This is a genomic window from Streptomyces sp. NPDC050625, assembly GCF_040654755.1.
Classification (GTDB): Bacteria; Actinomycetota; Actinomycetes; order Streptomycetales; family Streptomycetaceae; genus Streptomyces.
Window position 1 is genome coordinate 1 of the sequence record NZ_JBFAIQ010000057.1, and the last position, 26,505, is coordinate 26,505.

The following is a 26,505-nucleotide window of genomic DNA, read 5'->3' on the forward strand; positions in this document are numbered from 1 at the left end:
GACGTCGCCAGCGAGAACGCCACGTCCTCCGGCCGAACCCCAGCACCACTCTCAGCGTCCAGGAAGGACAACAGCCGACCCGCCTGCTCCCGCAGCGCCCCATCGCTCTTCCCCGACAGCACCCACGGGACCGGTCCCGCAACGGCCGTCCCGCGCGGGGGCTCTTCACTCGTCGCGGCCTGCTCGAGAATGACGTGCGCGTTGGTGCCGCTGATACCGAAGGAGGACACCGCCGCCCGGCGCGGCAGGTCGCCCGCGAGCCACTCCACCGCCTCGGTCAGCAGTCGTACACCGCTTGCCGACCAGTCCACGTACGGGGTCGGCTCGTCGACGTGCAGGGTCTGCGGCAGCACGCCGTGCCGCATCGCCATGACCATCTTGATCACGGCGGCCACGCCCGCCGCGGCCTGCGTATGACCGATGTTCGACTTCAGCGAGCCCAGCCACAGCGGCCGGTCGCCGTCCCGTCCCTGGCCGTAGGCCGCGATAAGGGCTTCCGCCTCGATCGGGTCGCCGAGCCGTGTGCCCGTACCGTGCGCCTCCACCGCGTCGACGTCCGCGGGTGCGAGTCCGGCGGCCGCCAGCGCCTGGCGGATGACGCGCTGCTGGGAGGGGCCGTTGGGCGCCGTGAGTCCGTTCGATGCGCCGTCCTGGTTGACCGCGCTGCCCCGCACGACGGCCAGCACCTGGTGGCCGTTCCGGCGGGCATCGGACAGCCGCTCCACCAGGAGCATGCCGACGCCCTCGGCCCAGCCCGTACCGTCCGCGCCGGCCGCGAACGCCTTGCACCGGCCATCCGTCGACAGGCCGCGCTGGCGGCTGAACTCCACGAACATGCCGGGCGTGGACATCACGGTGACGCCGCCGGCCAAGGCCATCGTGCACTCGCCGCTCCGCAGCGACTGGACGGCCAGGTGCAGGGCGACCAGGGACGACGAACAGGCCGTATCCACCGTGACCGCGGGGCCTTCGAGGCCGAACGCGTAAGCCACGCGGCCCGAAGCGACGCTGGTCGTCGTACCGGTCAGCAGGTAGCCCTCGATGCCGTCGACCGGCTCGTGCAGTCGGGGGCCGTAGTCCTGTGCCGTCGCGCCGATGAACACGCCCGCCCGGCTCCCGCGCAACGTGGCCGGGTCGATACCGGCCCGTTCGAAGGCCTCCCACACGGTCTCCAGGACCAGCCGCTGCTGCGGGTCGATCGCAGCGGCCTCGCGGGGGCTGATGCCGAAGAAGCCGGCGTCGAACTCGGCCGCTTCGTGCAGGAAGCCGCCCTGCCGCGTCGAGGACTTGCCGGGCGTGCCGGGCTCCGGGTCGTAGAGCGCCTCGATCTCCCAGCCGCGGTCCGCCGGGAATCCGGTGATGGCGTCGCCGCCGGATGCGACCAGCCGCCACAGGTCCTCGGGGGAGCTCACCCCGCCGGGCAGGCGGCAGCTCATGGCCACGATGGCGATGGGCTCGTCGGGGTCGACCGGCGTCGCGGGCCCGGAGGCCGCCGCGTCCTCTGCGCCCAGGGACTGGGCCGCGAGATGGCGGGCGAGCGCGGCAGGGGTCGGGTGGTCGTACAGCAGCCCGCTGGGCAGGCGCAGGCTGGTGGCCTCGCCGAGCTGGTTGCGCAGTTCCACCGAGCTGAGCGAGTCGAAGCCGAGGTCCTTGAACGTCCACTCGGTCTCGACCTGGCGGGCTTCGGCGTGGCCCAGGACTGCGGCGATGTGTGCGCGGACCAGGTCGAGCACGGCCTCATCGCGTTCGGACCGGGGCAGTCCGGCCAGCCGTCGGGCCAGGGCTGTGACGGGCGCACTGTTGTTCTCGGCGATGGCGTCCGGCTGCGGAGCCGCGGGCGCCCCGCCGGTCGTGGCGACGGACGGGCCGGTGGTGGCGACAGACGGCCTGGAGGTGGCGACGGACGACGTGGTGTCGCCGTCGAGCCAGTACCGCTGCCGTTCGAACGCGTAGGTGGGGAGCGCGACCTTGCGGCGTGCGCCCCGCCCGCCGCCGAACAGCGCGTCCCAGTCCGGCTCCACGCCGTGGACATGCAGCGAGGCGACCGCCGCCAGCAGAGCCTGCGCCTCGAGGCGACGGGCGCGCAAGGCGGGGACGAACAGGGACTCGCTGTCGGCGCCGGCGCGGGCCATGGACGTGAGCACGCCGCCGGGGCCGAGCTCCAGGTACGTGCGGACGCCCCGTTCGTCCAAGCGGGCGACGCCGTCGGCGAAGCGGACCGCGGCGCGCACGTGGCGGACCCAGTACGCGGCGGCGCACCCTTCGTACCCCGAGGGCTCCGCGGACAGTCGGCCCGTCACGTTGGACACGATCGGGATGCGCGGGGCGTGGAAGGTCAGGCCCTCGGCCACGTCGCGGAACTCCGCCAGCATGGGTTCCATGTGCGGGGAGTGGAAGGCGTGGCTGACCCGCAGCCGACTCGTCTTGCGGCCCAGGGCGGCGAAGGCGTCGGCGAGTTCGGTGGCGAGGTCCTCGTCGCCGGACACGACGACGGAGTCCGGGCCGTTCAGGGCGGCGATGCTCACGCGGTCCGTGCGGTCGCCGATGCGGGCGCGGACCTCGTCCTCCGCGGCCTGTACGGCGATCATGGCGCCGCCGCCGGGCAGCGCCTGCATCAGGCGGCCGCGCGCGGCCACGAGGGCGCAGGCGTCGGCGAGCGAGAGGACGCCTGCCACGTGCGCGGCCGCGAGTTCGCCGATGGAGTGGCCCATCAGGACGCCGGGGGTGATGCCCCAGCTCTCCAGCAGCCGGAACAGGGCGACCTCGACGGCGAACAGCGAGGTCTGCGTGTAGAGGGTTCGGTCGAGTTCGGCCGCTTCCTCGGTGCCTTCGGGGGCGAACATGACCTCGCGTAGCGGCCGCGGCAGCAAGGGGTCGAGGTGTGCGCACACCTCGTCCAGCGCGGTGGCGAACGCCGGGAAGGCCTCGGCCAGTTCGCGGCCCATGCCGGCTCGCTGGCTGCCCTGGCCCGAGAAGAGGAAGGCGAGCTCGCCTCGCGGGCCGGTGCGGCCCGTGGTCAGTCCGGCGTCGATGCCACCGGTGGACAGCTCGCGCAGGGCGCGCAGTATGTCGTCGCGGTCCTCGCCGACGACGACGGCCCGGTGTTCGAAGGCGGTGCGGCTGGTGGCCAGCGACCAGCCGGCGTCGGGCAGGGCGAGGCCGGGGTGTGCCTCGGCGTGTGCGAGCAGGGCTGCGGCTTGGGCGCGCAGCCCGGATGCGGTCTTGGCGGACAGCGGCCAAAAGGCCGGGGCCGGGACCGCACCCGTACCTGAGTCCGCATCCGCGCCCGTACCCGCATCCGCGCCCGCTTCCGCCCTCGCCTGGTGTTCCGCCAGCACGATGTGGCAGTTGGTGCCGCCCATGCCGAACGAGCTGACCCCGGCAAGCAGCGGGCTGCCGTCCTCGGCGGTCCATTCGCCGTGCTCGGTCTGCACGCGCAGGTTCAGACGGTCCAGCGGGATCGCCGGATTCGGCGTCTCGAAGTTGAGGCTGGGGGGCAGTTGACGGTGGTTGAGCGACAGGACCGCCTTCAGCAGGCCGGTGATGCCGGCGGCGCCCTCCAGGTGGCCGACGTTGGTCTTGGCCGAGCCGACCCGCAGAGGGTGGCCGGGCTCGCGTCCCGTGCCGAGCACCGCGCCGAGCGCGGCTGCCTCGATGGGGTCGCCGACCTTGGTGCCGGTGCCGTGCAACTCCACGTAGCCGACATGGGCGGGGTCGATCCCGGCCCGTTCGTAGGCGAGTCGGAGCACCTGTTCCTGCCCGGACTGCAGGGGTACGGTCAGCCCGTCGCCGCCGCCGTCGTTGTTGACCGCACTGCCGCGGATCACGCAGTAGACGGGGTCGCCGTCCGCGACGGCCCGGGCGAGAGGTTTGAGGACGACGATGCCGCCTCCCTCGCCGCGCACGTAGCCGTTCGCGCGGGCGTCGAAGGTGAAGCACCGGCCGTCGCGGGACAGGCCGCCGAACTTGGCGGCGCCCAGGGTGCTTTCGGGGACGATGTTGAGGTTCACGCCGCCCGCGAGGGCGATCGTCGATTCGCCCTTGCGGAGGCTCTCGCAGGCCAGATGGACCGAGACCAGGGATGAGGACTGCCCCGAGTCCACGGTCAGGCTGGGGCCGTTCAGGCCGAGGAAGTACGAGACCCGATTGGCGATGATGCTGCGGTGCAGGCCGGTGACGGTATGCGGGGAGATGGCCGTGAGTCCCGAGCGGTGGTGCAGGATCGCGTAGTCGTCCCAGATGGCGCCGACGAACACTCCGGTGCGGGTGGAGCGCAGCGTCTCGGCGCGCACGTGCGCGTCCTCCAGCGCTTCCCAGGCCAACTCCAGCACGAGCCGCTGCTGCGGGTCCATGGCGGCGGCCTCCTTCGGGGAGAGCCCGAAGAACCCGGCGTCGAAGTGGCCGATGCGGTCGAGGAATCCTCCCCGGCGGATGTCGGTCCCGCCGGGTGCGGACGGATCGGCGTCACTCACCGCGGCCGCGTCCCAGCGGTCCGGGGGGACGTCGGCGATCGCGTCCGCACCCTCGCTGAGCAGCCGCCAGAAGGCGGCCGGGTCGGCGGCCCCCGGCAATCGGCACGCCAGGCCGATGACAGCTATGCCGTCGGCCGAGTCCGCCGAAGCCGAACCGGCCCTGTTCCCCGTTCCATTGAGCTCGGAGTCGACCATATTGCGCTCCACCCACCCACACAGAGAATGAAAGGGCACCGCAACGTGGCGGCCACGGCACAGGTGACAGGCCCGACCGCGCGGCAAAAAGTTGCGGCGTGAGGCCAGTTTCGGTCCCGCAGCCGAGCTCCACCGCCACAGCGGATCGGATTTAGGGGAATCCCCAAATGGTCGACGTGCACGAGCATTGACAGCCGGGGACATGTCTAAGGAGAACCCTAGGGACAGTTGTGGGAGAACTGCAGCCTATAGAGCCGCCCCCAATTCCCTTTCGATGATGAGGTTCCAGGTCTTTCATGGTGCATTCGCAAGCAGCCGGGAATCACGCGGCGCGGCCTTTTCCTACGGCACGCCCCACAGGTTGCCCCTTCGACCCGCCTGCCCCCTTCACGCAAGCGCGCGGAATGCCCGATGACCCCGCTGCGGTATCCCGATGGGCACATCGGCCACCTGGTCACCGGCCTGCGGACCGCGCAGTCCGTGCTGACCGACTCCCGCTTCAGCTCCTTGCCCGCCGGGAAGCGGTCCCCGGTGAAGGTGCCCGGCTCCGAGCTGAGCACTGACGCACTGCCCGCGGGCATGTTCGTCAATATGGACCCGCCCGAGCACACCCGGTACCGCCGTCTGCTGAGCAAGCACTTCACCACCGTCACGCACGGGAACTCCGCCCGCGCATCCAGGAGATGACGGAGCGCCTGCTGGACGAGATGGTCAACGAGGGTGGGCCCGTCGACCTGGTACAGGCCGACGCCAAGCCCCTGCCCACGCTGGTCACCTCGGAACTACTCGGGCTGCCGGAGACGGACCGTGCGCAGTTCGGGCATCACGTTGAGATTCTCTTCAGCCTCTCCAGCAGCGGGGAGGAGATGCAACAGTCCATGACGATCCTCGGGGGAATGCTCCACACCCTGATCGCAGCCGCGCGCAAGAACCCGGGCCTGGACATCCTCGGCAGTCTCACCGTCGAGACCGACCTGAACGACGAAGAGCTGCTCGGGATCACGATCGTTCTTCTCATCGCCGGGCTGGAGACCACCGCCAACATGCTGGCGCTGGGCACCTACGCCCTGCTCCGCCACCCCGAGCAGCTGGCCGCTCTGCGCGCCGACTGGTCCCTCATCGACGACGCCGTCGAAGAGCTGCTGCGCTACCTCAGCGTGGTGCAGATCGGACCGATCCGTGTTGCCGCGGAGGACTTCGTGTTCGAAGCGCAGCCCATCCGCGAGGGCGAGGTCGTCATGGTGTCGCTGCCCGCGGCCAACCGTGACCCGCTGGGCTTCGAAGACCCCGACACCTTCGACATTCGTCGCGGCACGACCCGGCACGTCGCCTTCGGCACTGGGCCTCACCAGTGCATGGGCCACCACTTGGCCCGCCTGGAACTCGCCATCGGCTACAAGTCGTTGCTGCGCCGCTTCCCCCGGCTCGAACTGGCCGTTCCGACTGAGGAGATCAGCACCTGGGAGATGATGGTGACGTATGGCGTTGCAGAGCTGCCCGTGCGCTGGTGAGGGGACGCCACTGAGGAGTGGCGCAGGTATCCGCAACCGCCGGGACATCGGGCCGAGTTCTGCCCAGGGAGGACGGGCCCGTTGATCGAGGAACTGCTGCCGGAGTCCGTGGTCACCGTCGAAGCGTACGGCGACCAGGAGCCCGGGAACACGGCCCTGTATCCCGAGGTGGAGGCACTCCTCGCCCAGGCGGTCGCCAAGCGTCGCCGCGAGTTCGCCGTCGTACGCTCCTGCGCCCGCCGCGCCATGGAGAAGCTCGGCGTGCCGCCGCAGCCGATCCTGCCCGGCGAGCGCGGCGCACCCGCCTGACCGGACGGGTTGTCCGGCAGCATGACCCACTGCGACGGCTACTGTGCCGCCTCCCTGGTCCGCGCCGCCGACTGGGCCTCACTCGGCATCGACCAATGCCGCGAAGTTAAGGGCCCAGAGGCGGTGTCAAGAAGGAGCGTGAAGCGCTGCGGGCCTCTGCTATCCAGGGGATCGACCAAGATCTTCCCGAAAGCAGAGGCCCTATGGTCCAGTCTGTCATGGGCGACACCAGCGATGTGTTCGCCCCCGGCCATCTCGGTGAGTTAACCCAGGTCGTGCCACCGGAGTTGGTTGACGCGGTTCTGGAGGAGACCGGAGCACAGGAGCGGCGGCTGCGATGTCTTCCCTCCCGGGTCGGGGTGTACTTCGTTCTGGCTTTGGGATTGTTCGAGCATCTCGGTGCCCGACTCGTGTGGACCAAGCTGGTCGCTGGGCTGACCACCCGCGTCCCCGAGCCTTCCGAGAAGGCGCTTCGCGACCTGCGTCGGCGGATCGGCCCGGCGCCGGTCAAGCGGCTCTTCGAGGTGTTGGCGGGGCCGCTGGCCCAGCCGTCCACTCCTGGGGTGAGTTACCGACGCTGGCGGACGGTCGCCTTTGACGGGTGCAACAGCCTGATCGTCCCCGACCATGAACGGAACAATTCCTGGCTCGGCCGCCCCGCCAGCCGACTCGGCCAGGCGGGATATCCCAGGCTGATGCTGATGACACTGTGCGAGACCGGAACCCGCGGTCTGATCGCGGCAGCCTTCGGCCCCGTAGCCAGGGGCGAGACGTATTACGCACAGCAACTGACCTCGAACTTGACCCCTGGCATGTTGCTACTGGCTGACCGCGCCTTCCACACCAATGACCTGCTCGCACAAGTCGCCCGTCGCGGAGCACAGTTCCTGGTGCGTTGCACCAGTCGTCGGCATCCGCCGATCCTGACGCTACTGCCCGACGGCTCCTACCTCACGCGCATCGCCGGCCTCACCCTGCGCGTCATCGAAGCCGAGATCCGCACCCGCACCTCCGACGGCAGCGCCTTCGGCGAGACCTACCGACTGCTGACCACGCTCACCGACCACCGCACCGACCCCGCCGACCAGCTCGTCCGCCTCTACCACGAGCGATGGGAGATCGAGTGCGCCTACCTGGCACTGCGTCACACACTCCTCAAAGGCCGCGTCCTGCGCTCGAAGGATCCGACTGGACTCACCCAGGAAGTATGGGGGCTGCTCACCCTCTACCAGGCATTGCGGTCCGTCATGGTCACCGCCGTGGAGACCCAGCCTGGCACCGACCCGGACCGCGCCGCCTTCATCATCGCCCTGGAGGCCGCCCGCGACACCGTCGCCCTGACCGCCCACCCGACAGCAACCCCCGGACACGACGCCCAAGCGGACCTGGTCGGACACATCGGCACCCGTCTCCTGCCCGCCTTGCTCCCCAAACGCCGTCCGCGGACCTCCGCTCGCGTCGCGAAGCGCGGAATCTCGCGCTACCACACCTGGAACCGCGATGAACGCCCCCGCGGCAGCACCCCCATCGCTGCCATCGACATCACGGTCCAGGCACCCGCTCTCCCGACCGCACAGGATCCGGCCCGGAAGGTCTCTAGCCCCTGGGACCGGCTCTGCCAGATCCTTGCCGCGCACGCCAACCAACCCATGCACGCCCACGACCTCGCCGACCACATGGGGCTTACGGCACCCCAATCCCGCAAGAACCTCGCTTCTCAACTCTGCCTCTGGACCCGCCACAGCCTGCTAACTCGCACCGCGCCGAATACGTACAAGATCACCCTGCCCGACACCTTGACACCGCCTCCGGGCCCTTAACTTCGCGGCATTGCGGCATCGACGCCGAACCCCACCAGCCGCTCCCGGACGGCATCCTGGAGGCGGTCTCCCTGCCCACGGAGGCAGAGCGACTGCGCCGCCTGGCCCTCGACCATCCGGACGTCCACTGGGACCGGCTCCTGTTCAGCGCCAAGGAGTCCGTCTACAAGGCCTGGTACCCCCTCACCGGCAAGTGGCTGGACTTCACCGAGGCCGACATCAACGTCGCCGTCGACCCCGCCGAGCAGCACACCGGCCGCTTCCGCGCCCGGCTGCTCGTCCCCGGCCCGTCGGTGGGTGACCGGCGGCTCGGCCTCTTCGAGGGCCGATGGGCCGTCCAGCAGGGACTGGTGACGACCGCGGTCAGCGTGCCGCACGCCTGACCCCCAGGGCTCAACCGCTGATCATCCCTCCCACCACGGCTCCATGCCCTCCTCGGCGACGAACTCGTGGAAGTCCATGTTGCCGATCTCCAGGTTGCACGCCATCGATCCGACCATGCGGCATGGCAGCACGGCGGGCTGCCCCGGGGTGTCGTACAGGTCGACGACGGTCAACGGTCGACCGGGCTCGGCAAAGGTCCTGGCGTCGGCGAGAGCGACGAGCGTCGTGTGCTCTCCGGGCGGCACCAGCGCCGGGACCTGGCCCGGCAGGAGGCCCTCGAAGTGCCGGTCGTCGACGACCAGTGCCCCCAACGGGTAGTGGTCCACGTCAATCTCATCCGGGTCCAGGTCTGCGCCGACCCAGCCGTCCTCGTCGGCCCCGCCCAGCTCGTCGAGCTGGGCGTGCCAGCCGTCCCCGTCGTCGAAAGAGGTTCGCACCAGCAGGGCCACTGGAGGGCAGTGCCGGGAAGGACCGGCGCGGCGGCGTCGGCACGGGGAAGGCCGGCCGGCCACCGTCCCCCTGGTACATGCCATACCTGTCCATGTTGCGCACCAGCTCGTCGAACTCAAGCGCGCCACCCAGCAGAGCGGCCAGGATCTCGCCGAGCCGGGCCGACGGAACACGGACGCCGCGCCCGGGTATCACCGCCAGGTCCACCAGCAACGGCCCATCCCCGCCATACACCACAGGGATGTCCGCCAAGACGACGACCGGCGGCACGAGGCCGCCGACCGGGAGAAGCGCCGGTACGTTGCCGCCGTGCAGATAGTCCCATCCGCGGCCTTCGACCAGGTGAAGCCGCACCCCGCTGCCCCCGAGGACGAGCACGCCGCCTTCTCGGCGCCCCCCGATCTCGTTGAGCAGTCCGCCCCACAGGGCCTTGCCGTCCTCGTAGCACGTGCAGACCAACAGCACTTCACCAGGCGCAGACTGGGGAAGCTCGGGAAAGGACATGACTCTCCTCCAAGGGACTGGCGCGGAGACCAGGACACTAGCCCACCGCAGCAGCGGGACAGTGCCAACTGAAGCGCTCAGACACCGACAGCTACCGGCTGATCCTGCCCACCCGCAAGCTGCACGTCCCTCTCCAGGCCGCCCTGGCCACGCCGTCGCCCTCCCGTCCCTGGACCTCCATGTCGCCCCGAAGGACGAGCGCTACTCCTACGGCGTGAATCTGGAACTCGGCGACTGGGCGTACGCCCTGGACGCCCGATCCGTCTGATACGGGCCAGCCTGGTACCCCTTCCACGAGCACTTGACGCGCCGGGAGAAGGACCCCACCGCCCCGCTCAACACCCTCGACGTGCCCACCGGACGCACTGTTCCCGCCCGGGTGCAGCTCTCCCCCGACGTCGAGCACTTCTCCTGGGGCAACGAGTACGTACAGCTCACCCCCGTCTACCACCGGGTCGAGGCGCGGCTGCACCTGTACGCCGGCCAGGAGCAGGCCCGCACTCTGGTGCGCACCGTAACGCCGGAGGTCGATCTGCGGTCGCGGCGGGTGGTACTCCCCGTCCAGATGCCCGCAGATCTGCGCCACAGGCGGAGGTCAAGAGCCGACGGATCCTCGATCTGCTGCTGGCCGCACGACGCGAACGCGCACAGAGGGCGACCGAGCCGCGGGCCGTCCTCGGTCCCTGGGACCGCAGCGACCCGCCCAGCACGGACACCTGACGCGGTCGCCGACCGCGTCGACGATCTGTACAACCTCGTCTGCGATCCCGCGTTCTTGGCCATGGCCTGGGAGCGGGTCGCGGGGAACAAGGGCCCGCGCTCGGCCGGAGTGGACGGCATGACCGGCGCCTGCGTCCGGGAACGGATTGGCGAGGCTCAGTTCCTCGCCGAGCTGCGGAAGCAGTTGAAATCCCGCAGCTTCCGTCCGGTGCCGGTCAGGGAACGGATGATCCCCAAGCCTGGGTCGCGCAAGCGGCGGCGCCTTGGGATTCCGACCGTGGCCGACCGGGTGGTCCAGGCGTCCTTGAAGCTGGTGCTGGAGCCGATCTTCGAGGCGGACTTCGCTCCGTGCTCGTACGGCTTCTGCCCCAACCGGCGGGCGCACGACGCGATGGCCGAGACCCGCTTCCTGGCATCCAAGACCTACGAGTGGGTGCTGGAGGGCGACATCAGACCTGCTTCGACGAGATCTCGCATTCGGCCTTGATGGACCGGGTGCGGGCTCGGATCGGGGACAAGAGTGTGCTCGCGCTGGTGAAGGCTTTCTTGAAGGCGGGCATCCTCACCGACTCCGGGATCCCGATTACCGCGGTCCCAACGGCCTGTGGCGCAAGGATCCCAAGGCCGGGAAGCTCGTGACGTACGAGTACTACATGGGCGATCCGGAGATCGGGCATCGGGCTGGCAGATGCGACGGACACCCCAGGCGCTCGGGGCCGAGCCCAACGCCGCGCACCGGGCAGTGGCCGCACTGGAGCGCTTCGGGTTGCCGGTGCGGGTCCTCACCCAGAACGTCCATGGACTCCACCAGCTCGCCGGAATGCCGACGCGCAAGGTACTCGAACTGCACGGCAGCGTACGGAGTGTCGTGTGCACCGGTTGCGGTACAGGGCGTCGACGAGCGGGCGGGCGCGCTCGGGGCGCGCCCGCCATGGGGTCAGCAGGTCGCGCTGCCGGAGATCTTCACGCCGTTGACGGTGAGGCCGGGGCTCATAACGGTGGTCGTGTTCGGCCCGACACAGAGCGTGCCCGCGTTGCTGCGCAGGTAGGCCACGTCGTCGTTGCGGGTGTTGAGGATGATGTAGCCCTCGCGGGATGTGACCGACGACGGCGAGGTTCGCCGCTTTACGGATGATGGAGTTCATCGGTCCCCCAGGGATTTGATTTGGTTCGGGCTCATCGGTGAGCGGTGCTCGACCGCGGGACAGCGCACGCCGTGCCGGGCACAGGTCAGGGTGTCCGTGGTGTTCGCCGTCTTCCGCGGCGACAAACCGCGCACGGTAGGGTGTCATACGGCCGCATATATGATCGACCGTCATAGTACGGGCAGCTAGGGTCGGTTGTGAAAATCGATCTTGGTTGTGCGGTGATTTTGTCCTGGGGCGTGGGGATCTGACGAACGACCGAGTCTGGGCCGACAAGGATGCGACTTCTGCAAGAATCACACCTCCCAGCGCAAACGCGGCTCTGGGTGGCTGCGGCGAGCGCCGCCAGGCAGCGGCTCTCGGACATGGAGCAATCACATGGGGTACTGGGGTTCTCTCATCGTCGCCCGCCATCGGCACCCGCTGAACGGGGCGGCAGCCTTCACCGACGGGGTGCACATGGAGCTGCTTCAGGAGCGCGCCGATGACTGGCGGCTCTGGTCGTTGGAAGGGCAGACCTCACTCGACGAGGAGACTCTCATCGAGCTTGTGGAAGTCACTGGCCGCCCGGTCCTTGCCGGATTCGTTATGGACAGTGACTGCCTTGTGCTGGAGGGCCGAACCAGGGACGAGGCAACTTGGCGCGCATGTCTCGACCGGACAGCGATGTCCGCCTACATGGCGGAGGGCGGCCAATCCGCCGACGATTGGTTCCTGGGGCCGGAGGAGGCTGCGGAGCGCGCTGTGGCCTGGGCACGGGCGGCTGGCCTGACCCCCCTGCCCAAGACGATCGCCGATGTCCTGTCGAAGCGGTCCGACCCGTTCGTGGAGGATCTGTTCCAGGAGTTCCTGGACGGCCTGGGCATCGAGCGCTGAACCGCCGCAGGACCCAGGACGGTCTTGCGTCGACACCTTCAGCTCAGCAGCGGACGCTCTTGGCCTCGACCTGCCGCTATACCGCTCCGCCGTCACCTAGTCTGCTTCCAGCCGACCCCAGACGTACCGTCAGACGAGGATGCTGTTGGTCGCTGCGCGGCATTCGCTCGGAGGAGGCGGCCCAGGACTACGAACTCTGGCGAAGCGTGCTGATCACAGCCACTCGTTGATGGCCGCGACGAGGACAGTGGCCTCGTAGCGGACCGCGAACTTGTCATAACGGGTGGCGACGGCGCGGTGTCTCTTGAGGCGGTTGATCCCGCACTCGACCGCGTGGCGCTCGCGGTAGTCGGTCGGGTCGAAACGCGGGGGACGCCCGCCGTGGGAGCCGAGCTTCCTGCGGTTACGCGCCTGGTCGGCTTTGTCGGGGATGGTGCAACGGATCCCGCGGCGGCGAAGGTAGGCGCGGTTCTTGCGGGAGGCGTACATCTTGTCAGCGCGTACTCGATCGGGGCGGATGCGCGGCCGGCCCGGCCCTGACGAGGCACACGGACCTGCTCCAGCACGGGCTCGAACTGCGGTGAGTCCCCTCGCTGCCCAGCGGTCACCACGATCGACATGGGCTTTTGGCCCTGCTCGACAGCCAGGTGCAGTTTGGTGGTGAACCCGCCGCGTGAGCGCCCCAGTCCGTGGTCACGGGGCTCGGTGAAGACACCGCCCGGCGGTTCCTTCTGCAGGTCACCCTGCTTGCGGGCCCCGGCCGCATGCTGATGCGCGCGGCACACTGTGGAGTCGACGTTCAGGACCCACGTGATCGCAGCCTTACCATCGGCCCGGGACTGGAGCTGGGTGAGGACCCGGTGCCAGGTGCCGTCCCGCTGCCATCGGCGGAGCAGATCGTAGACCCGGCCCCACAGCCCGTACTCGACGGGTACGTCCCGCCACGGAACCCCCGTCCGAAGCCGAAACCGTATGCCATCGATCAGCTGCCGCCGCGGCCAGACGGGCGGACGCCCCGCCTTCATTCCCTCCGGCAACAACGGCTCCAACACAGCCCACTGTTCATCCGTGAGATCACCCCGCGCCATGAACCACGATCATCCAACGCCCAAGATCCACTTTCGACACGCGTCCTAGTACTCCTGACGCACGCGCGGGAGTCAGTTTCAAGGAGCACTTCGACACGGGGAAGGACGAATTCGTCTTATTCGGGTGCCCATTTGGGACTGACTGTCCGCATGAGCAGCGTGCTTGTGTTGTCCACAGTTGCATGTGAACCCGAAAATGCTGGTGTTTCAGAGTTCCGCCACTGCTTCCCTCAGGTACGTCTCCAGCCGCCGGACCGATGCGGTCACGCCTTTCGTATCGAGTCGGCAGGTGTAGAGGCGACGGACGAGTGTGGGCTGCCGCATGGGCAGAACCACGACGCTCGGCGGAGCGTCCAACAGCAACAACCGCGGCAGCAGCGCGATGCCGAGACCCGCCGCGACGAGATTGAGCGCAGTGCGGAAGTCCATGCCGTCGAAGTCCAAACGATGTCCGCTTCCCCGGTCGCGGTCGACGGGTGAGGCTGCCAAGTCGCGGAAGTCGACCGCGGTGTTGATCCATGCGTCCGACGGCAGGTCGGCTGGGGTGACACTGTCAGCTCCGGCCAGGGGATGACCGACGGGAAGGACGATCATGATCGGATCGTCCATGAGGTGGTCTTGCATGAGCCCAGCGGGTACTGGCTCGGGAGCGTGTTCGTAGTCGAAGGTGATGGCCAGGTCGATCTCTCCCCGGAACAGCAGTGCATGCGTTTCGCGCTGCTCAAGTTCACGGAGTGTGATGTGAACTGCCGGATGGGTCGCACGCAGGCGTGCGAGCGCGGGAGGGACGATGGAGGCTGCCGCCGAGATGAATGCGCCGAGCCGCACCTCGCCGCCGGTTCCGTCCGCGAGCGCCGCGAGCTCGGTGGCAGCGCGACTCATCGACACGCTGATCGCGGCCTCGGTGTCGAGAAGGACCTGCCCGGCCTCGGTCGCACGGACGGGCCGCCGGACCACGACTCGCGCACCGACCCGTCGTTCCAGTTCCGCAACCTGCTGCGAAACCGCGGACTGGGTGTAGCCCAGCTCCTCCGCGGCAGCGGCAAACGAACCGAGCCGCACGACAGCCGCAAGGGTCACCAGATGCCGCGGATCGAACAACCAAGACATGGAATTAAGGGTAGCTTATCGACCAAGAAGATATCATTGTTTGCGCTAATCCTGGGCGTGGCTGACGCTAGACGCATGGACATCACGCAATTCGACACCGCTATCAACAAACTCCCCCGACATCGCGTCGGGTTCTACCCCACTCCGTTCCACGCCTTGCCCAACCTGTCGGCGGCGTACGGGATCAACCTCTTCATGAAGCGCGAGGACCTGGCAGGACCCAGTGCGATCAGCGGGAGCAAGATGCGCCTGGCCGAGTTCATCCTGGGGCGGGCCCTCGAGAACGGAGTGACGCACGTCATCACCCAGGGCGCGTATCTGACCAACTCGGGTCTGCAGTTCGCCGCGGCCTGCCTGAACGCAGGGATCACGCCGATCCTGGTTCTGACGCGCAACGTGCCCCGGCATGGCGAGCTCGGCGAGTTCCGCGGCAACTATCTGCTCAACAAGACGATGGGTGTCGAAACCCACGTCCTCAACGTCAGCGGCAACGAATGGCGTGCTCCGAACGAGGCCGCGCGGATCACCGACGCCATCGCGGTGCGCAAGGCCGAACTTGAAGCGCAGGGGCACAAGGTCCTCGTTGTCGGAACCGGTGGTGCGCACCCCGACGGCTTCATCGCGCACGCCCTGACGTTCCGGGAGATGCTCGAACAGTCCGATGCCGCAGGCGTCGAACTCGACTACACGTACCACACGATCGGCACCGGGACCGCGCTGCCGGGGATGCTGGCAGCCAAGCTGAGTCTGGGACACCCGATGAAGCTCCGGTCGATCTCCATCCAGAAGGTCAACGACGAAGATCGGATGAACCCCGGCGTCATTGTCGAACGGACCAAGGCGGTGCTGGCCACCTTGGGCGCGCCCGTACCCGACGACGCGACGATCCGCGCCGAGATCGACATCGACCAGCGCTTCATCGGCGAGGAGTACGCCGTCGCGTCTGCCGAAAGCACAGCAGCCATCCGCGAGCTGGCCCGAGCAGAGGGTGTCTTCGTCGGCCCCGTCTACACCGGCAAGGGACTCGTAGGAATGCTCGACCACGCCCGCAGCGGACGGATCCCCGTCGACAGCAACGTCGCGTTCCTGCACACCGGAGACACCGGCAACCTGTTCGAAATCCCCCAAGTCGTCGGCCCCATCGCCGACTGAGTCCGTAGCCTGCTAAACACCCACTCGGAAGCTAAACCCACAACACATACGAGGAAGGGGACGATTTCGATGAAGGCCATTGTGGTGACCGACCAGGCCGCGGGAACGGCCGGAATGACACTGACGGAGCGGCCTGAGCCAGTCGCGGCGATCAACGACGTCATCGTTCAGATTCATGCATCGGGCTTCGTACCGACCGAGATGGAATGGCCATCGACCTGGACCGATCGCACCGACCATGACAAGACGCCGTCGATCCCCGGCCACGAGCTGGCCGGAGTCGTCACGGCCCTCGGCTACGGCACGACGGGGCTGTCGGTCGGGCAGCGGGTGTTCGGCCTCGCCGACTGGCACCGTGACGGCACCCTTGCGGAGTACGTGGCGATCGAAGCACGCAACCTCGCACCGCTGCCCGGCGACGTCGACTTCACCGTCGGCGCGTCCCTGCCGATCTCGGGTCTGACGGCGTGGCAGGGGCTGTTCCAGCACGGCCGCCTTCAGGCGGGCCAGACCGTCCTCGCCCATGGCGCAGCCGGGGCAGTCGGGACGATGGTGACCCAGCTCGCACGTGAGGCCGGCGCGTACGTCATCGGCACCGGACGCGCCGCCGACCGTGAGAAGGCACTCGACTTCGGCGCGCACGAGTTCGTCGACCTCGAGAACGACGCGCTGAAAGACATCGGCGGCGTCGATCTGGTCTTCGATGTCATCGGCGGCGACGTTCAGCAGCAGTCCGCTGCCCTGATCAAGGCCGGAGGAACGCTGGTGTCAGTCGTCGGCCCGGTCGAGGCGCGGCCTGCTGACGGCCTGGCGGTGGACTTCGTTGTCGAGGCCGATCGTGCCGAACTGGGTGAGATCGTGCAGCGGGTGCGGGACGGACGGCTGCGGACAAACATCGGTGACGTCGCGAGCCTCGATGATGCCATCGGTGCCCTCAACCCGACCACGCGACGTAGCGGGAAGACCGTCATCCGGGTACGCCCGTAGGGAGTGGACGGCAGGCGGGTCATCCTCACGATGCACGAGATGAAGCGGCTCGACGGACTCGCCGCCCGCCCGGCGCCGCCTGCGATGTGCCGTTTTGCCGTGCGTGTCTTCGGCACCGAGCTGGTCGACCAGCTGCTGGCGCTGGCACGGCGCGCAGCCGCAGCGATCTGGGCGTCACGAGAAGCCGGTAGACCGTACCGTTCCGGCGCGCGCGGAGCTCGCCGAGTTCCTGCGCGGCCGCAAGGCCGGAGCAGGCCTGACCTATGAGGATGCGTCCAAGCGCGTGAACGGTGGGTCGGGCGCCTTATGGACGTAGTACCGAACCTCGTACGCCCACTCGCGCTGGTGGGCGTTGGGGTGTCTCGTGAGACATGTATCAGCCTGGAGAACCAGGGCTGGTGTGGCCGAGTCTGGTGAGGTCGGCGGAGCGGGTGCTGGCGGGCTGCAGATCGGCCCACAGGTGCAGGGCGGCGCCGGTCTCCATGGGCAGGGTTCGGCGCGGCCCCGGGCGGGCCGAGCTCGTGGCGGGCGGGAGGGCGTCGCCGAGGAGACGGGTGACGGCTTCGGGGCCGTGGTCGCGGCGGGCGGCGCGGAGCTCGTCGAGGTCCCAGACTCGCTGCCCGGTGAGAGTGTTGCGGCGGCCGCGGCGCTGGACCTGGCCGCGGACCAGGAGCAGCCCGGAGTGGAAGATGGTGTGGGCGCAGGCGTCGTGGCTGTCCTCAAAGAACGCGAGGTCGGTCATGCCGGTGCCGTCCTCCAGAGTAACGAAGATCATGCGCTCGCCGCTCGCCATGGGCGGGGTCTGGGTGGAGGCGCAGACCCCGGCGACGAGGACCTGTTGGCCCGGGTACAGCTGGAAGAGTCGGGCGGCAGGGACGGCGCCGAGTTCACGCAGCAGCTTGATGGTGGTGGTCCATCAGGTGCCGGGTGACGTCGATCTGGAGGTGTTCCAGGTCGGCGCCGAGGGCTTGGCGGCTGGTCATCTCCGGCAGCCCGGAAGGGGCGGGCACGTGGTCCTGGCCGTGGTCGAGGGGCAGTTGACCCGACGTGCTGCGGGCGCGGGCGTGCCTGTGCAGTTCGGTGACCTGGAGGAGCAGGTCGCGGCGGGTCTGGGTGCCGGCGAAGGTGTCGAGGGCGCCGATCTGTACGAGGCGTTCGACGGTCGGCCGGGCGGGCGCGGGTGCCACAGGTCCTGCAGGGAGGTGTAGGGCTGGTGGTCGGCGATCCGGGCGACGTCCGTTTCGCTGATGTCTTCACGGCGCTCAGGGCCAGGCGCACTCCGCATGAGCCGTCTTCGGTCTGCTCGATGCTGTGGTGGGGGCGGGATGGTTGATGTCGACGCCGAGGACGGGTACGCCTTGGCGGCGGGCCTCGGCGACGATGATCCGCTTGGGCCACATGCATGGGTCGTGTTCCAGCAGTCCTGCGTAGAGGGCGGCCGGGAAGTGGGCCTTGAGCCACGCGGATCGGAGGGCAGGGACGGCGAAGCCGACGCGGCGTGGGCTCTGCAGAACCCGTATACGCCGAAGGCCTCGATGGTTTCCCACACGCCGGCGAGGCCAATTGCGCATTGCGGAATAATGCCGCGTACGAGAACTGTGCACCGCTGAAGTGGGCGGAGCCAAAGAACGCCGACAACGGCCAGGAGTTCGGCCAGGCCTTCCACTGGCGCGTGCTCGACAAGGGCATCGGGCACGTTCGCATCAAGCCCCGAACCCCGCGGCTTAACGGCAAGGTCGAGCGACCCCACCGCATTGCCCCCACGGCGCCCTCGCCGGCCAGACCCCCTACGAACGCCCACGACAGAAAGCCCGGGCCCCCCTGTCATAGGCGTCCTTCAGCTGCACAGTTGCTTTTGCGCCAGGAGGTACTCGAGCACGCGCAGTTGCTTGACGCTGTTGCGGGAGAGCCGACTGAGCGCAGACAGCGGAACCACGTCGGCTTGGCCGTCTTTGACCCTGCCGCATCATCGCCGGCAGTGCCTGGTCGAAGCGCGGGTCGACGTCTGAGACGATCACACCCTGAGCACCGGCAACGAGCTTGACCCCTGTGCTCTGTTCGGCGTGGAATTCCGCGAGCGCCACTTCCTCACCGTGTCCGCGGTTACCTTGAACTCCGCCGCCCCTCGCCCAGCTCGACACCTGGATAGCAGCCGAAGAACGCCGGGAAGCAGCTGGTGACGCTCCCCGGTCATCCAGGTGCGGGCACCCGCTACGGAGCGGAATCCGTGGCGATTCTTGGCGGCGTCACGCCGGCCCTGGTCGGCCAACTCCGCGAGCCACCGCTCCCTCCCTCGCAGTCCGGTCGTTCCGTGTCTCTGCTTCCACTTCGCCTGCGCGCGGGGGCAGGTCGAGGGTGTCGCCGGGGTCGAGTTCCCGGCTGGGTATGCCGAGCTTGTCGCACGCGGCGGTGAAGGCCCCTGACGGGGCGTCGACCTGCTCGTACACGCCGACTCCGTGCAGGGTGTCGTAGTGGATCGGCACCGCCAGCCGGGCACCCAACAGGTGGGCGGCCGCGGCCGCCTGCCCGGGGTCGAGATCGACGGGGTACGGGCTCGCGGGGTGCAGGTGCGGGAAGGCGCACACGGCACCGTTGACCGGCAGGAAGACCGCGTCGAACGGGCCGAGGCGGTGGGCGATCTGCCACCAGTACCCGTGGAAGAGCGTGTCGCCGCAGTGCAGGATCCGGCGGCCGTCCGCCTCGACGACCCAGGACAGCTGCGGCGCCCCGAGCCCATCGACAGCGGGGACGGCGGTCGCGGTGAAGGGCCCCGCGCTGACGCTCTGCCAGGGCTCCACGATGCGTGCAGGCACCTTGTGCTCAGCCAGACCGGCCTCGGCGACGGCGGTGTCCAGGGTCTCGTGTGCGGCGCCCCGTGCGGCGGCGGGACGCAGCAGGGTCCCGTCGGGGTCGAGTGCTGCGGCGAGGGCCGCCGCGTCGGTGTGGTCCTCGTGCAGGTGGGTCACGAGTGCCAGGTCGACCGGTCCCGTCGGCGGCAGGAGCGTAGTGCGCGGCGGGCCGATGAGTTGGGCCAGTTGGGGCATCGCGGTCACGGCGTCGATGACGGCGCGTCCTCCTGCCGCCTCGATCTCGATTCCTGCCCAGCCCAGCCGTCTTATCTGCATGTCGTCGTCTCCCGCTCCTCCTGTTGACAGGTGTCCTGTGACCAGTTGCTGATGGCAGCTGCCCGTGGCCGTATGCCTGCGAAATTAGCTTACGATCGTTCGTATGTCACTAGCGTACGGTCGTTTGCTAAACTCCGGGGATGCCTCGACGCTCCGCCGCAGATGCCAGCGACACCCGAGAGCGGATCCTCCACTGCGCCGTGGCGATTGCCGCGCGCGACGGCCTTGAGGGGGTCACCATCGGGCGCCTCGCCGACGACCTGGGCATGAGCAAGGCCGGCGTGTACGGGCACTTCGGATCCAAAGAAGCACTGCAACTGGCGACCTTCGGGCTCGCCGTCGAGCAGTTCCAAGAGCTGGTTCCGGCCAGGGCGGCCGGGACGGGGACGGGCATCGAACGACTGCGCCGCCTGTGCGCAGCCTGGATCGACTACCTGGAGCAAGGGGGAATCGCTGGGGGCGGTTGCTTTCTGGCGGCAGCGGCGATGGAGTTCGACAACCGCCCCGGCCCGGTGCGCGACGCCGTGGCGCGGGCCGCCGATGACTGGCTCGCCCATCTTGAGCGGCTCGCCGCCGCCGCGGTAGAGGCCGGGGACCTGCCGTCCGACACCGATCCGGCCCAGCTCGCTTTCGAACTCAACGGCATCGCCCTGGCCACCAACCAGGCCATCCAGCTCCAGGGCGACACCGCCGCGCCCCAGCGTGCCCGCCGTGCCATGAACCGCGCCGCCGGCGCACCATGACCCAGGAGCCGGACTGCAGCCGCACCGCGGCAAACAGCCCCCGCCCTCTCCCCCGCCTCCACGCAACCCCCGCTCCCCATCGAGGCGGTCCAGGCCAGGCACAAAGGGTGTCCAAGCCCGGCTGGCTGACTACGTCTTCATCCACCGATGAGAGGTGTACAAGCCGGAGTTGCTGGTCACAAGGCTGGTGTGTGGGCATCGGGATGCTCGTGCGGTCACTGGCGGGTGACTTCGGTGAAGATTGTCGGTCATCGGGTGACTTCGCGGTTCGTGAGGACCAGCAGGGCCCTGACCAGGGCGGTCGCCCACTTCGGGTCAGTGCGGACCTTGCCGAGGACGCGCCAGTTCTTGAGATCGGCGAAGCCGTGCCCGAAAGGCTGCGCTGGCTCCTCGAGCTGATCGAGGAGACCTTCCCGGCTGTCACTTCGGTCAGCCACATCGACACAACCCCATGAGCAAGGACTTTGAAATGAGTGAACAGAGCGACCGCCCGGCCAACGGGCTGGTGCACTTCGAGATCAGCGGATCCCATGAGGAAGACCTGCACCGCTTCTACGGCGAGCCACTGCACTGGCAGGTCGAGCCGAAGGGCCCGGGCTATGCGCTGGTACAAACCCCCGGATGGCTGGGCGGAGCGATCGTCGACGCGGAGCGGTCGAGTATCACTCTCGGCGTCGTGGTTCCCGACCTCAAGCAGGTGCTCATCCGGGCAGGCGACCTGGGTGCCACCGTCACCATGCCGCCCACCGACAACGGCTGGGTGACCAAGGCCCAGGTCCAGGACCCCGCCGGCAACATCTTGACCCTCATCCAGGCATGAGCGCCGCTGACGCGGCGGGCGGGGGATCGTCCGGCACCCCGCTCGCCAAGAAGATCGGCATCAAACCGGGACACGAGGTCCGCCTCCACCATGGGCCGCCCCGCTGGAACATCCCCGGGCTGCCCGACGGCGTCACGGTCGCCGTAGGCGGCCCGAAGGGAGCCGATGTCAGCATTGCCTTCTATCGCTCGTTCGCCGACGCCGAAGCCGAGGCCCCCGCTCTGGCCCAGGACCTCGCTGACCAATCGATGCTGTGGATCGCCTGGCCCCGACGTGCGGCTGGCCACGACAGCGACATCACCGAGAACGCTCTGCGGGACCTCTTCCTGCCCCTCGGCGTCGTCGATGTCAAGGTGGCGGCGTTGGGCCAGGACTGGTCGGGGCTGAAATTCGTCCGCCGCAAAGAGAACAGGCGGCCATCCTGAGCATGGGCCGCCGCGGCCCGCCCGGGGTCCGCACGCACAAGGGGCCCCGGGCTGCGTCGGCCATGCTCGCAGAAATGAGTAGTTCTGAGAGACCGCGGATCCCCACCGGACCGTGTCCGGTTTGCCCCTCATCTTCGTTCTCACAACCGCTCGCAAAACAGCTTTCAGCGTGCGAGCCCACCAGTCCCTGAGCCGGGGCCGGGGCCGGCGGCTGGGCGCCACATGGTGGTGACGACGTGGCCGGTGGCGATGGCGATCTGGTGCAGAGCAGTGAAGCCGACGCTCTCGTACCGCTGGAGATTCGCCGGATTGGACGACTCCAAGTAGGCGGGGGCACCAAGAACGTCGATGCGGGCGAGGCTCTCTGCCAGCAGAGCCATGCCGAGTCCCTTGCCCCGGTGATGGTCGTGAACGCCGAGGAGCGTGAGATAGAAATGCGGCTGCCTTGGTCGCACGGCCGCGAATTGGTCGCTCATCGTCAAGATGGCCTCGGCCACTTCCGGGCCGGCGGCCTGCCGCAGCAGGTTTGCGAGATTGCATGCTTCTTCGGGGACCAGTTCCTCTCTGCCCGGCGGGATCCATACGGCTGCGGCCTCCGCGTTCTCGCTGACGAGCAGCCAGTGATGGCGCAGCGCCGACGTCGCGTACAGCCGCCACACGGCAGCGTCCTGGACCGCGCGCCGTTCGACGTCAGGAAAGGCTGGGCCCCACAGCGGGTCGTGAAAGAAGGCAGTGGTCAGCGTGCGGACGACGGCGTCGATGTCTGCGGACGCGGCGACGCGCATGCGAACGGGGCGCTGCGTGGAGGTCATCTGCTGGTCCGTTCCAGAAGGGCGAGGGCAGTCTCGGCCGCGGCGAGGTCCTGGGGACCGATGCCGATGAGCTTGGCGACCGTGATGTCCTCCGGTGTGCGCCTTCCGGGAACCCGGCCGGCCAGGACGTCGCCGATCTCGCCGTCGATGCGGTCCTCCGTCACCTCTCCGCGGACGAGGGCGGCATGGATGTCCCCGTAGTGGAGGGCGAGTTCTCGGCTGTCGACGATGACCCCGGTGGCGCGGTGCAGGCAGGCGCTGTCGAGCTCGCGCTTGGCCGGGTCGTCGGCGCCGAGGGCCGTGATGTGCTGGCCGGGGCGGAGCCAGGAGCCGAACAGGACGGGGGTGGGGCTGGCCGTCGCGGTGACGACGATGTCGGACCGGCGCACGGCCCGCTCCGGATCGGCGACCGCGGTGACGTCGACGTGCGGCAGGTCCTGGCTGAGGCGGTCGGCGAGGGCGGCCGCCCGGCGGTGATCACGGCCCCAGACGTGGATCTGCCGCACCGGACGCAGGAGGGTAGGGCGCGGGCCTGGAGTTCGGCCTGCCTGCCGGTGCCGAGGACGGTCGCGCGGGTGGCGTTCGGGCGGGACAGCGCGCGGGCACAGACGGCTCCCGCTGCGGCCGTGCGGGGTCGGAGAGGTGATGCTCGTCCTCCAGCAGGGCGGTGACGGCGCCGGTTGAGGCGTCGAAGAGTGCGACGAACCCGCCTCCTTCCGGCAGGCCGCGCGTCCGGTTGCCCGGAAACCAGTTGGCGATCTTGACGAGGAAGTGGCGGCCCCCGGGCAGGTGGGCGGCCTTGATGTGGGAGTCCCCGCCGTTGGCGACGGGAAGCACCATGACCGGCGCCCGGGCTCCTTCGGTGGTGCTGAACACGGTGAAGGCTTCGGCGACCGGCTCCACGAGGTCGGTGAGGTCCACGGCCGCGCGAATGCGGTCGGCCGTGTAGACGGGGAAGCTGGGCATGGGGATAGTCCTCACTCAGGCAGGGTGTCCAGGGTTCCCCGGGCCACCATGGTCACGTCGCCGCAGACCCGGATGTTGTGCAGCGCGTCGGGGCTTCCCTGCGGTAGGACGGTGAGCCGGCTCGGACGGCCGGTGAAGCGCCCCTGCCGCAGCGCGAACTCCTCCTCGACGGGCACGATGCGGTTGTGGGCCAGATGCGCGCCGACGCAGCCGGTCGCACTGCCGGTCGCGACGTCCTCCAGGACGCCGTCGTTGTTCCAGTGGCGGCCTTCCAGGGCCTCGACGTCGAGCACATACGCAAACTGCGCGCCGTACCGCCCGACCAGCTCCGCGAAGTCGCTGCGGACGATCTTCGCCTCGGCCAGACCCGCCACCACCGGCACGATGAGATAGCGCAGGCCGGTGGAGACGACGCGCAGGGGAAGATCGGGCGAGTGCCCGGCCGGACAGGTTCAGGGCCGCGGCCACCTCCGCCCTGTCCTCCTTCGGCACGGTCGCGAGGAACTCCGGCGCTGCCTGGTCGAGTTCCGCGTGGTACCCGGTTGTGGTGCGCCGGGTGGTCACCTCGACGGCCCTGTCGACCAGGTGGAACGTCCAGCGCCGCGGGCTGGGGTCACCGTCACGCTCGTGCAGGACGGCGGCTGCGCCGAGGACCGGGTGCCCAGCGAAGTCGAGTTCCTCGAAGAGGTCGAACACCCGGGCGGTGACGTCCTCGCTCCCGTCCGCGCCGCTCAGGAAGATCGTCTCGAAGTGCCGGAGCTCCTGGGTGATCGCAAGCAGCTGACCGGTGGACAGGCCGGGGTCGTCGGGGAAGACGGCAAGGGTGTTGCCGGTGAACGCCTTGCCGGCAAACACATCGACATGGCGGTAGTGCAGGGGCATGTGGTTTCCAGGGTTGCTGAAGTGGTGGCTGGTTACGGCTTGACGCTAGTGCTGTGACCGGCAAGGTTCGCCGGGTCGGCGGTTGGAGCGGTTGGATGGCGATGACGTCCGTTCCGATCGCTGGGAGGTGTGGTGGCCGAGCCTGTGCTGGTGCGCAGACTGACCGATCAGGAAGGGCAGAAGCTGCAGCAGATCGTGCGCCGGGGCAGCACCAGTTCGGTGCGCTACCGGCGGGCGATGATGCTGCTGGCGTCCGCCGGCGGGAACCGGGTCCCGGTGATCGCGCGGCTGGTCCAGGCCGACGAGGACACGGTGCGGGAGGTGATCCACCGGTTCAACGAGATCGGTCTGGCCTGCCTGGACCCTCGGTGGGCGGGAGGCCGTCCCCGCCTGCTCAGTGATGACGACGAGGACTTTGTCATCCAGACGGCCACCACCCGCCCCACCAAGCTCGGCCAGCCCTTCACCCGCTGGTCGATCCGGAAACTCGCCGCCTACTTGCGCCGTGTCCACGGCCGCGTCATCCGCATCGGCCGTGAGGCCTTACGTTGCCTGCTCCTGCGCCGCGGCATCACCTTCCAGCACACCAAGACATGGAAGGAATCACCCGACCCCGACCGCGATGCCAAACTCGACCGCATCGAGCACGTCCTGGAGCACTTCCCCGACCGGGTCTTCGCCTTCGACGAGTTCGGCCCCCTGGGGATCCGGCCCACCGCGGGCTCCTGCTGGGCCGAGCAGGGCAAGCCCAACCGGCTGCCGGCGACCTACCGCCGCACCCACGGCGTCACCTACTTCCACGGCTGCTACTGCGTCGGCGACGACACCCTGTGGGGCGTCAACCGCCGTCGCAAGGGAACCGCCAACAGCCTCGCCGCGCTGAAGTCCATCCGCGCCGCCCGACCCGACGGCGCCCCGATCTACATCATCTTGGACAACCTCTCTGCCCACACCGGAACAGACATCCGCTGCTGGGCGAAGAAGAACAAGGTCGAACTGTGCTTCACCCCGACCTACGCCTCCTGGGCCAACCCGATCGAGGCGCACTTCGGCCCACTGCGTCAGTTCACCCTGGCCAACTCCCACCACCGCAGCCATCCCGCCCAGACCCGGGCCTTGCACGCCTACCTGCGCTGGCGCAACGCCAACGCCCGCCACCCCGATGTCCTCGCCGCCCAGCGCAAGGAACGCGCCCGTATCCGCGACGAAAAGGGCATCCGCTGGGGCGGACGTGCCAGATCCCTGGCGGCGTAAATGGACAACAACCGGCACGGCTCAGTCCCACAGCACGAACCTCGCCAGGAGCTCCGCATGGACCATCAGGATGTCGACACCGCCGTGGCAGAGATGCTGCGGGTGCTCAGCCCACACACCGCCAAGGACTGGACGGCGCCAGCGGGGCCGCTCGACTGGACCTGCTGGCAGACAGCAGCGCACATCGGCCACGACCTGCTGGCCTACGCAGGGCAGCTGGCAGCACAGCCCGCCGACGCTTACCTTCCCTTTGACCTGAACGTCCGCCCCACCGCCTCACCTGCTGAGGTACTCCAAGCCGTCACCGCCTGCGGCAGACTGCTCAGCAGCGCATTGGCCACAGCGAGCCCAACCTTGCGGGCCTGGCACTGGGGTCCGTGCGACCCGGAGGGATTCGCCGCGATGGGCATCGCCGAAACCTTGCTGCACACCCATGACATCACGCAGGGACTGGCCGTGGACTGGCTACCACCAGCACCGCTGAGCGCAGCCGTACTCAACCGGCTCTTCCCCGACGCTCCGCCCGGAGACCCCACGCAGGTACTTCTCTGGTGCACCGGCCGTGGGGAACTCGACGGTCTCCCTCGCCAAACCTCATGGAGGTGGGAAGCAGCACGATCGGACTGATCGAGCTGACACCGCGAACCTTCCCGGTCACAGCACTAGTGTCCTGCGCCAGAGATCCGTCGGCAGAAGCGGGCGAGGGAGTCGAGGATCTCTTCGGCGGTCTTGGTCCAGATGAACGGCTTGGGGTC

At 68.9% G+C, this 26,505-nt stretch carries 20 protein-coding genes and 9 pseudogenes; 16 read left to right on the forward strand and 13 right to left on the reverse strand.

Features of this window, described 5'->3' with window-relative positions:
- Nucleotides 1-4,667: beta-ketoacyl synthase N-terminal-like domain-containing protein (locus AB0I54_RS45720; RefSeq protein WP_363302318.1), on the reverse strand; the 4,667-nt coding region annotated here is incomplete at its 3' end.
- Between the two features lie 411 nt (nucleotides 4,668-5,078).
- On the opposite strand from AB0I54_RS45720, the gene AB0I54_RS45725 reads away from it, so the two are divergent.
- The 5 genes and pseudogenes from AB0I54_RS45725 to AB0I54_RS45745 all read left to right on the forward strand — a co-directional run.
- On the forward strand, nucleotides 5,079-5,354 hold the full coding sequence (locus tag AB0I54_RS45725; RefSeq protein WP_363302319.1) for a hypothetical protein: 276 nt from the start codon (nucleotides 5,079-5,081) through the stop codon (nucleotides 5,352-5,354).
- Nucleotides 5,351-6,178, forward strand: coding sequence for a cytochrome P450 (locus AB0I54_RS45730; protein WP_363302320.1), 828 nt, complete (start codon nucleotides 5,351-5,353; stop codon nucleotides 6,176-6,178). The genes AB0I54_RS45725 and AB0I54_RS45730 overlap by 4 nt, the downstream gene beginning before the upstream one ends.
- A gap of 81 nt (nucleotides 6,179-6,259) precedes the next feature.
- Nucleotides 6,260-6,580, forward strand: a pseudogene (locus tag AB0I54_RS45735) (4'-phosphopantetheinyl transferase); the annotation flags it as partial.
- 125 nt (nucleotides 6,581-6,705) lie between these two features.
- Nucleotides 6,706-8,307, forward strand: a complete 1,602-nt coding sequence (locus tag AB0I54_RS45740) for an IS4 family transposase (RefSeq protein ID WP_363302321.1) — start codon at nucleotides 6,706-6,708, stop codon at nucleotides 8,305-8,307.
- A gap of 14 nt (nucleotides 8,308-8,321) precedes the next feature.
- Nucleotides 8,322-8,690: pseudogene (locus tag AB0I54_RS45745) on the forward strand (4'-phosphopantetheinyl transferase superfamily protein); the annotation flags it as partial.
- A 21-nt stretch (nucleotides 8,691-8,711) separates the two neighbouring features.
- Here AB0I54_RS45745 and AB0I54_RS45750 read toward each other — a convergent pair.
- A complete protein-coding gene (locus AB0I54_RS45750) occupies nucleotides 8,712-9,128 on the reverse strand; it encodes a hypothetical protein (RefSeq protein WP_363302322.1) in 417 nt (138 codons plus the stop codon).
- Nucleotides 9,129-9,946: 818 nt separating this feature from the next.
- Here AB0I54_RS45750 and AB0I54_RS45755 point away from each other — a divergent pair.
- The 3 genes and pseudogenes from AB0I54_RS45755 to AB0I54_RS45765 all read left to right on the forward strand — a co-directional run bounded on the left by AB0I54_RS45755 (nucleotide 9,947) and on the right by AB0I54_RS45765 (nucleotide 12,386).
- Nucleotides 9,947-10,852, forward strand: a complete 906-nt coding sequence (locus tag AB0I54_RS45755) for a hypothetical protein (RefSeq protein ID WP_363302323.1) — start codon at nucleotides 9,947-9,949, stop codon at nucleotides 10,850-10,852.
- Nucleotides 10,852-11,248 (forward strand): annotated as a pseudogene (locus AB0I54_RS45760) (Sir2 family NAD-dependent protein deacetylase); the annotation flags it as partial. The gene AB0I54_RS45755 and the pseudogene AB0I54_RS45760, both read left to right, overlap by 1 nt.
- Before the next feature lie 640 nt (nucleotides 11,249-11,888).
- Nucleotides 11,889-12,386 (forward strand): hypothetical protein, encoded by a 498-nt coding sequence (locus AB0I54_RS45765; RefSeq protein WP_363302324.1) that lies wholly within the window; start codon nucleotides 11,889-11,891, stop codon nucleotides 12,384-12,386.
- Nucleotides 12,387-12,599: 213 nt separating this feature from the next.
- On the opposite strand, the gene AB0I54_RS45770 is transcribed toward AB0I54_RS45765, so the two are convergent.
- Both AB0I54_RS45770 and AB0I54_RS45775 read right to left on the reverse strand, forming a co-directional pair.
- Nucleotides 12,600-13,474, reverse strand: a protein-coding gene (locus tag AB0I54_RS45770) for an IS5 family transposase (protein WP_363302325.1) whose coding sequence is annotated in 2 segments (ribosomal slippage) — nucleotides 12,600-12,922 and nucleotides 12,922-13,474 — 876 coding nt in all. Because the reading frame shifts where the segments join, the coding sequence is not laid out codon by codon here.
- 207 nt (nucleotides 13,475-13,681) lie between these two features.
- Nucleotides 13,682-14,584, reverse strand: a complete 903-nt coding sequence (locus AB0I54_RS45775) for a LysR substrate-binding domain-containing protein (RefSeq protein WP_363302326.1) — start codon at nucleotides 14,582-14,584, stop codon at nucleotides 13,682-13,684.
- Between the two features lie 75 nt (nucleotides 14,585-14,659).
- Here AB0I54_RS45775 and AB0I54_RS45780 point away from each other — a divergent pair, with 75 nt between their 5' ends.
- Both AB0I54_RS45780 and AB0I54_RS45785 read left to right on the forward strand, forming a co-directional pair.
- Nucleotides 14,660-15,736, forward strand: coding sequence for a pyridoxal-phosphate dependent enzyme (locus tag AB0I54_RS45780; RefSeq protein ID WP_363302327.1), 1,077 nt, complete (start codon nucleotides 14,660-14,662; stop codon nucleotides 15,734-15,736).
- Nucleotides 15,737-15,805: 69 nt separating this feature from the next.
- Complete coding sequence (locus AB0I54_RS45785) at nucleotides 15,806-16,723, forward strand: NADP-dependent oxidoreductase (RefSeq protein WP_363302328.1); 918 nt, start codon at nucleotides 15,806-15,808, stop codon at nucleotides 16,721-16,723.
- A gap of 376 nt (nucleotides 16,724-17,099) precedes the next feature.
- Here AB0I54_RS45785 and AB0I54_RS45790 read toward each other — a convergent pair.
- Nucleotides 17,100-18,272: pseudogene (locus AB0I54_RS45790) on the reverse strand (OB-fold nucleic acid binding domain-containing protein); the annotation flags it as partial.
- Nucleotides 18,273-18,356: 84 nt separating this feature from the next.
- Here AB0I54_RS45790 and AB0I54_RS45795 point away from each other — a divergent pair.
- Nucleotides 18,357-18,476 (forward strand): annotated as a pseudogene (locus AB0I54_RS45795) (IS481 family transposase); the annotation flags it as partial.
- Between the two features lie 493 nt (nucleotides 18,477-18,969).
- On the opposite strand, the gene AB0I54_RS45800 reads toward AB0I54_RS45795, so the two are convergent.
- Nucleotides 18,970-19,848 carry an MBL fold metallo-hydrolase gene (locus tag AB0I54_RS45800; RefSeq protein ID WP_363302329.1) on the reverse strand — a complete coding sequence of 293 codons (879 nt, stop codon included), beginning with the start codon at nucleotides 19,846-19,848 and terminating at the stop codon, nucleotides 18,970-18,972.
- 140 nt (nucleotides 19,849-19,988) lie between these two features.
- On the opposite strand from AB0I54_RS45800, the gene AB0I54_RS45805 reads away from it, so the two are divergent.
- Entirely contained in the window at nucleotides 19,989-20,591 is a 603-nt protein-coding gene (locus tag AB0I54_RS45805) for a TetR/AcrR family transcriptional regulator (RefSeq protein ID WP_363302330.1), read from the forward strand.
- 248 nt (nucleotides 20,592-20,839) lie between these two features.
- On the opposite strand, the pseudogene AB0I54_RS45810 reads toward AB0I54_RS45805, so the two are convergent.
- Nucleotides 20,840-20,959 (reverse strand): annotated as a pseudogene (locus tag AB0I54_RS45810) (IS5/IS1182 family transposase); the annotation flags it as partial.
- Nucleotides 20,960-21,060: 101 nt separating this feature from the next.
- Here AB0I54_RS45810 and AB0I54_RS45815 point away from each other — a divergent pair.
- Together AB0I54_RS45815 and AB0I54_RS45820 are read left to right on the forward strand one after the other, a co-directional pair.
- Nucleotides 21,061-21,411, forward strand: a complete 351-nt coding sequence (locus AB0I54_RS45815; RefSeq protein WP_363302331.1) for a VOC family protein — start codon at nucleotides 21,061-21,063, stop codon at nucleotides 21,409-21,411.
- Nucleotides 21,408-21,836 carry a DUF3052 domain-containing protein gene (locus tag AB0I54_RS45820; protein ID WP_363302332.1) on the forward strand — a complete coding sequence of 143 codons (429 nt, stop codon included), beginning with the start codon at nucleotides 21,408-21,410 and terminating at the stop codon, nucleotides 21,834-21,836. Before AB0I54_RS45815 ends, AB0I54_RS45820 begins: the two co-directional genes overlap by 4 nt.
- A gap of 164 nt (nucleotides 21,837-22,000) precedes the next feature.
- Here AB0I54_RS45820 and AB0I54_RS45825 read toward each other — a convergent pair whose 3' ends face one another.
- The 6 genes and pseudogenes from AB0I54_RS45825 to AB0I54_RS45850 all read right to left on the reverse strand — a co-directional run.
- Nucleotides 22,001-22,648 carry a GNAT family N-acetyltransferase gene (locus tag AB0I54_RS45825; protein ID WP_363302333.1) on the reverse strand — a complete coding sequence of 216 codons (648 nt, stop codon included), beginning with the start codon at nucleotides 22,646-22,648 and terminating at the stop codon, nucleotides 22,001-22,003.
- Nucleotides 22,645-23,154 carry a hypothetical protein gene (locus AB0I54_RS45830; protein WP_363302334.1) on the reverse strand — a complete coding sequence of 170 codons (510 nt, stop codon included), beginning with the start codon at nucleotides 23,152-23,154 and terminating at the stop codon, nucleotides 22,645-22,647. The genes AB0I54_RS45825 and AB0I54_RS45830 overlap by 4 nt, the downstream gene beginning before the upstream one ends.
- 65 nt (nucleotides 23,155-23,219) lie before the next feature.
- A pseudogene (locus tag AB0I54_RS45835) lies at nucleotides 23,220-23,399 on the reverse strand (hypothetical protein); the annotation flags it as partial.
- Nucleotides 23,312-23,614 (reverse strand): annotated as a pseudogene (locus AB0I54_RS45840) (hypothetical protein); the annotation flags it as partial. The pseudogenes AB0I54_RS45835 and AB0I54_RS45840, both read right to left, overlap by 88 nt.
- An 11-nt stretch (nucleotides 23,615-23,625) precedes the next feature.
- Nucleotides 23,626-23,991, reverse strand: a complete 366-nt coding sequence (locus tag AB0I54_RS45845) for a PhzF family phenazine biosynthesis protein (protein ID WP_363302335.1) — start codon at nucleotides 23,989-23,991, stop codon at nucleotides 23,626-23,628.
- Between the two features lie 127 nt (nucleotides 23,992-24,118).
- A pseudogene (locus tag AB0I54_RS45850) lies at nucleotides 24,119-24,496 on the reverse strand (PhzF family phenazine biosynthesis protein); the annotation flags it as partial.
- Nucleotides 24,497-24,628: 132 nt separating this feature from the next.
- Between AB0I54_RS45850 and AB0I54_RS45855 the strand changes: the two are divergent.
- Both AB0I54_RS45855 and AB0I54_RS45860 read left to right on the forward strand, forming a co-directional pair.
- Nucleotides 24,629-25,750: an IS630 family transposase gene (locus tag AB0I54_RS45855; protein ID WP_363302336.1), complete on the forward strand. Its 1,122-nt coding sequence runs from the start codon at nucleotides 24,629-24,631 to the stop codon at nucleotides 25,748-25,750.
- Between the two features lie 57 nt (nucleotides 25,751-25,807).
- The gene (locus tag AB0I54_RS45860) at nucleotides 25,808-26,377 is read left to right on the forward strand and encodes a maleylpyruvate isomerase N-terminal domain-containing protein (protein WP_363302337.1); all 570 of its coding nucleotides are present in this window, start codon (nucleotides 25,808-25,810) and stop codon (nucleotides 26,375-26,377) included.
- Nucleotides 26,378-26,505: the final 128 nt, after the last annotated feature.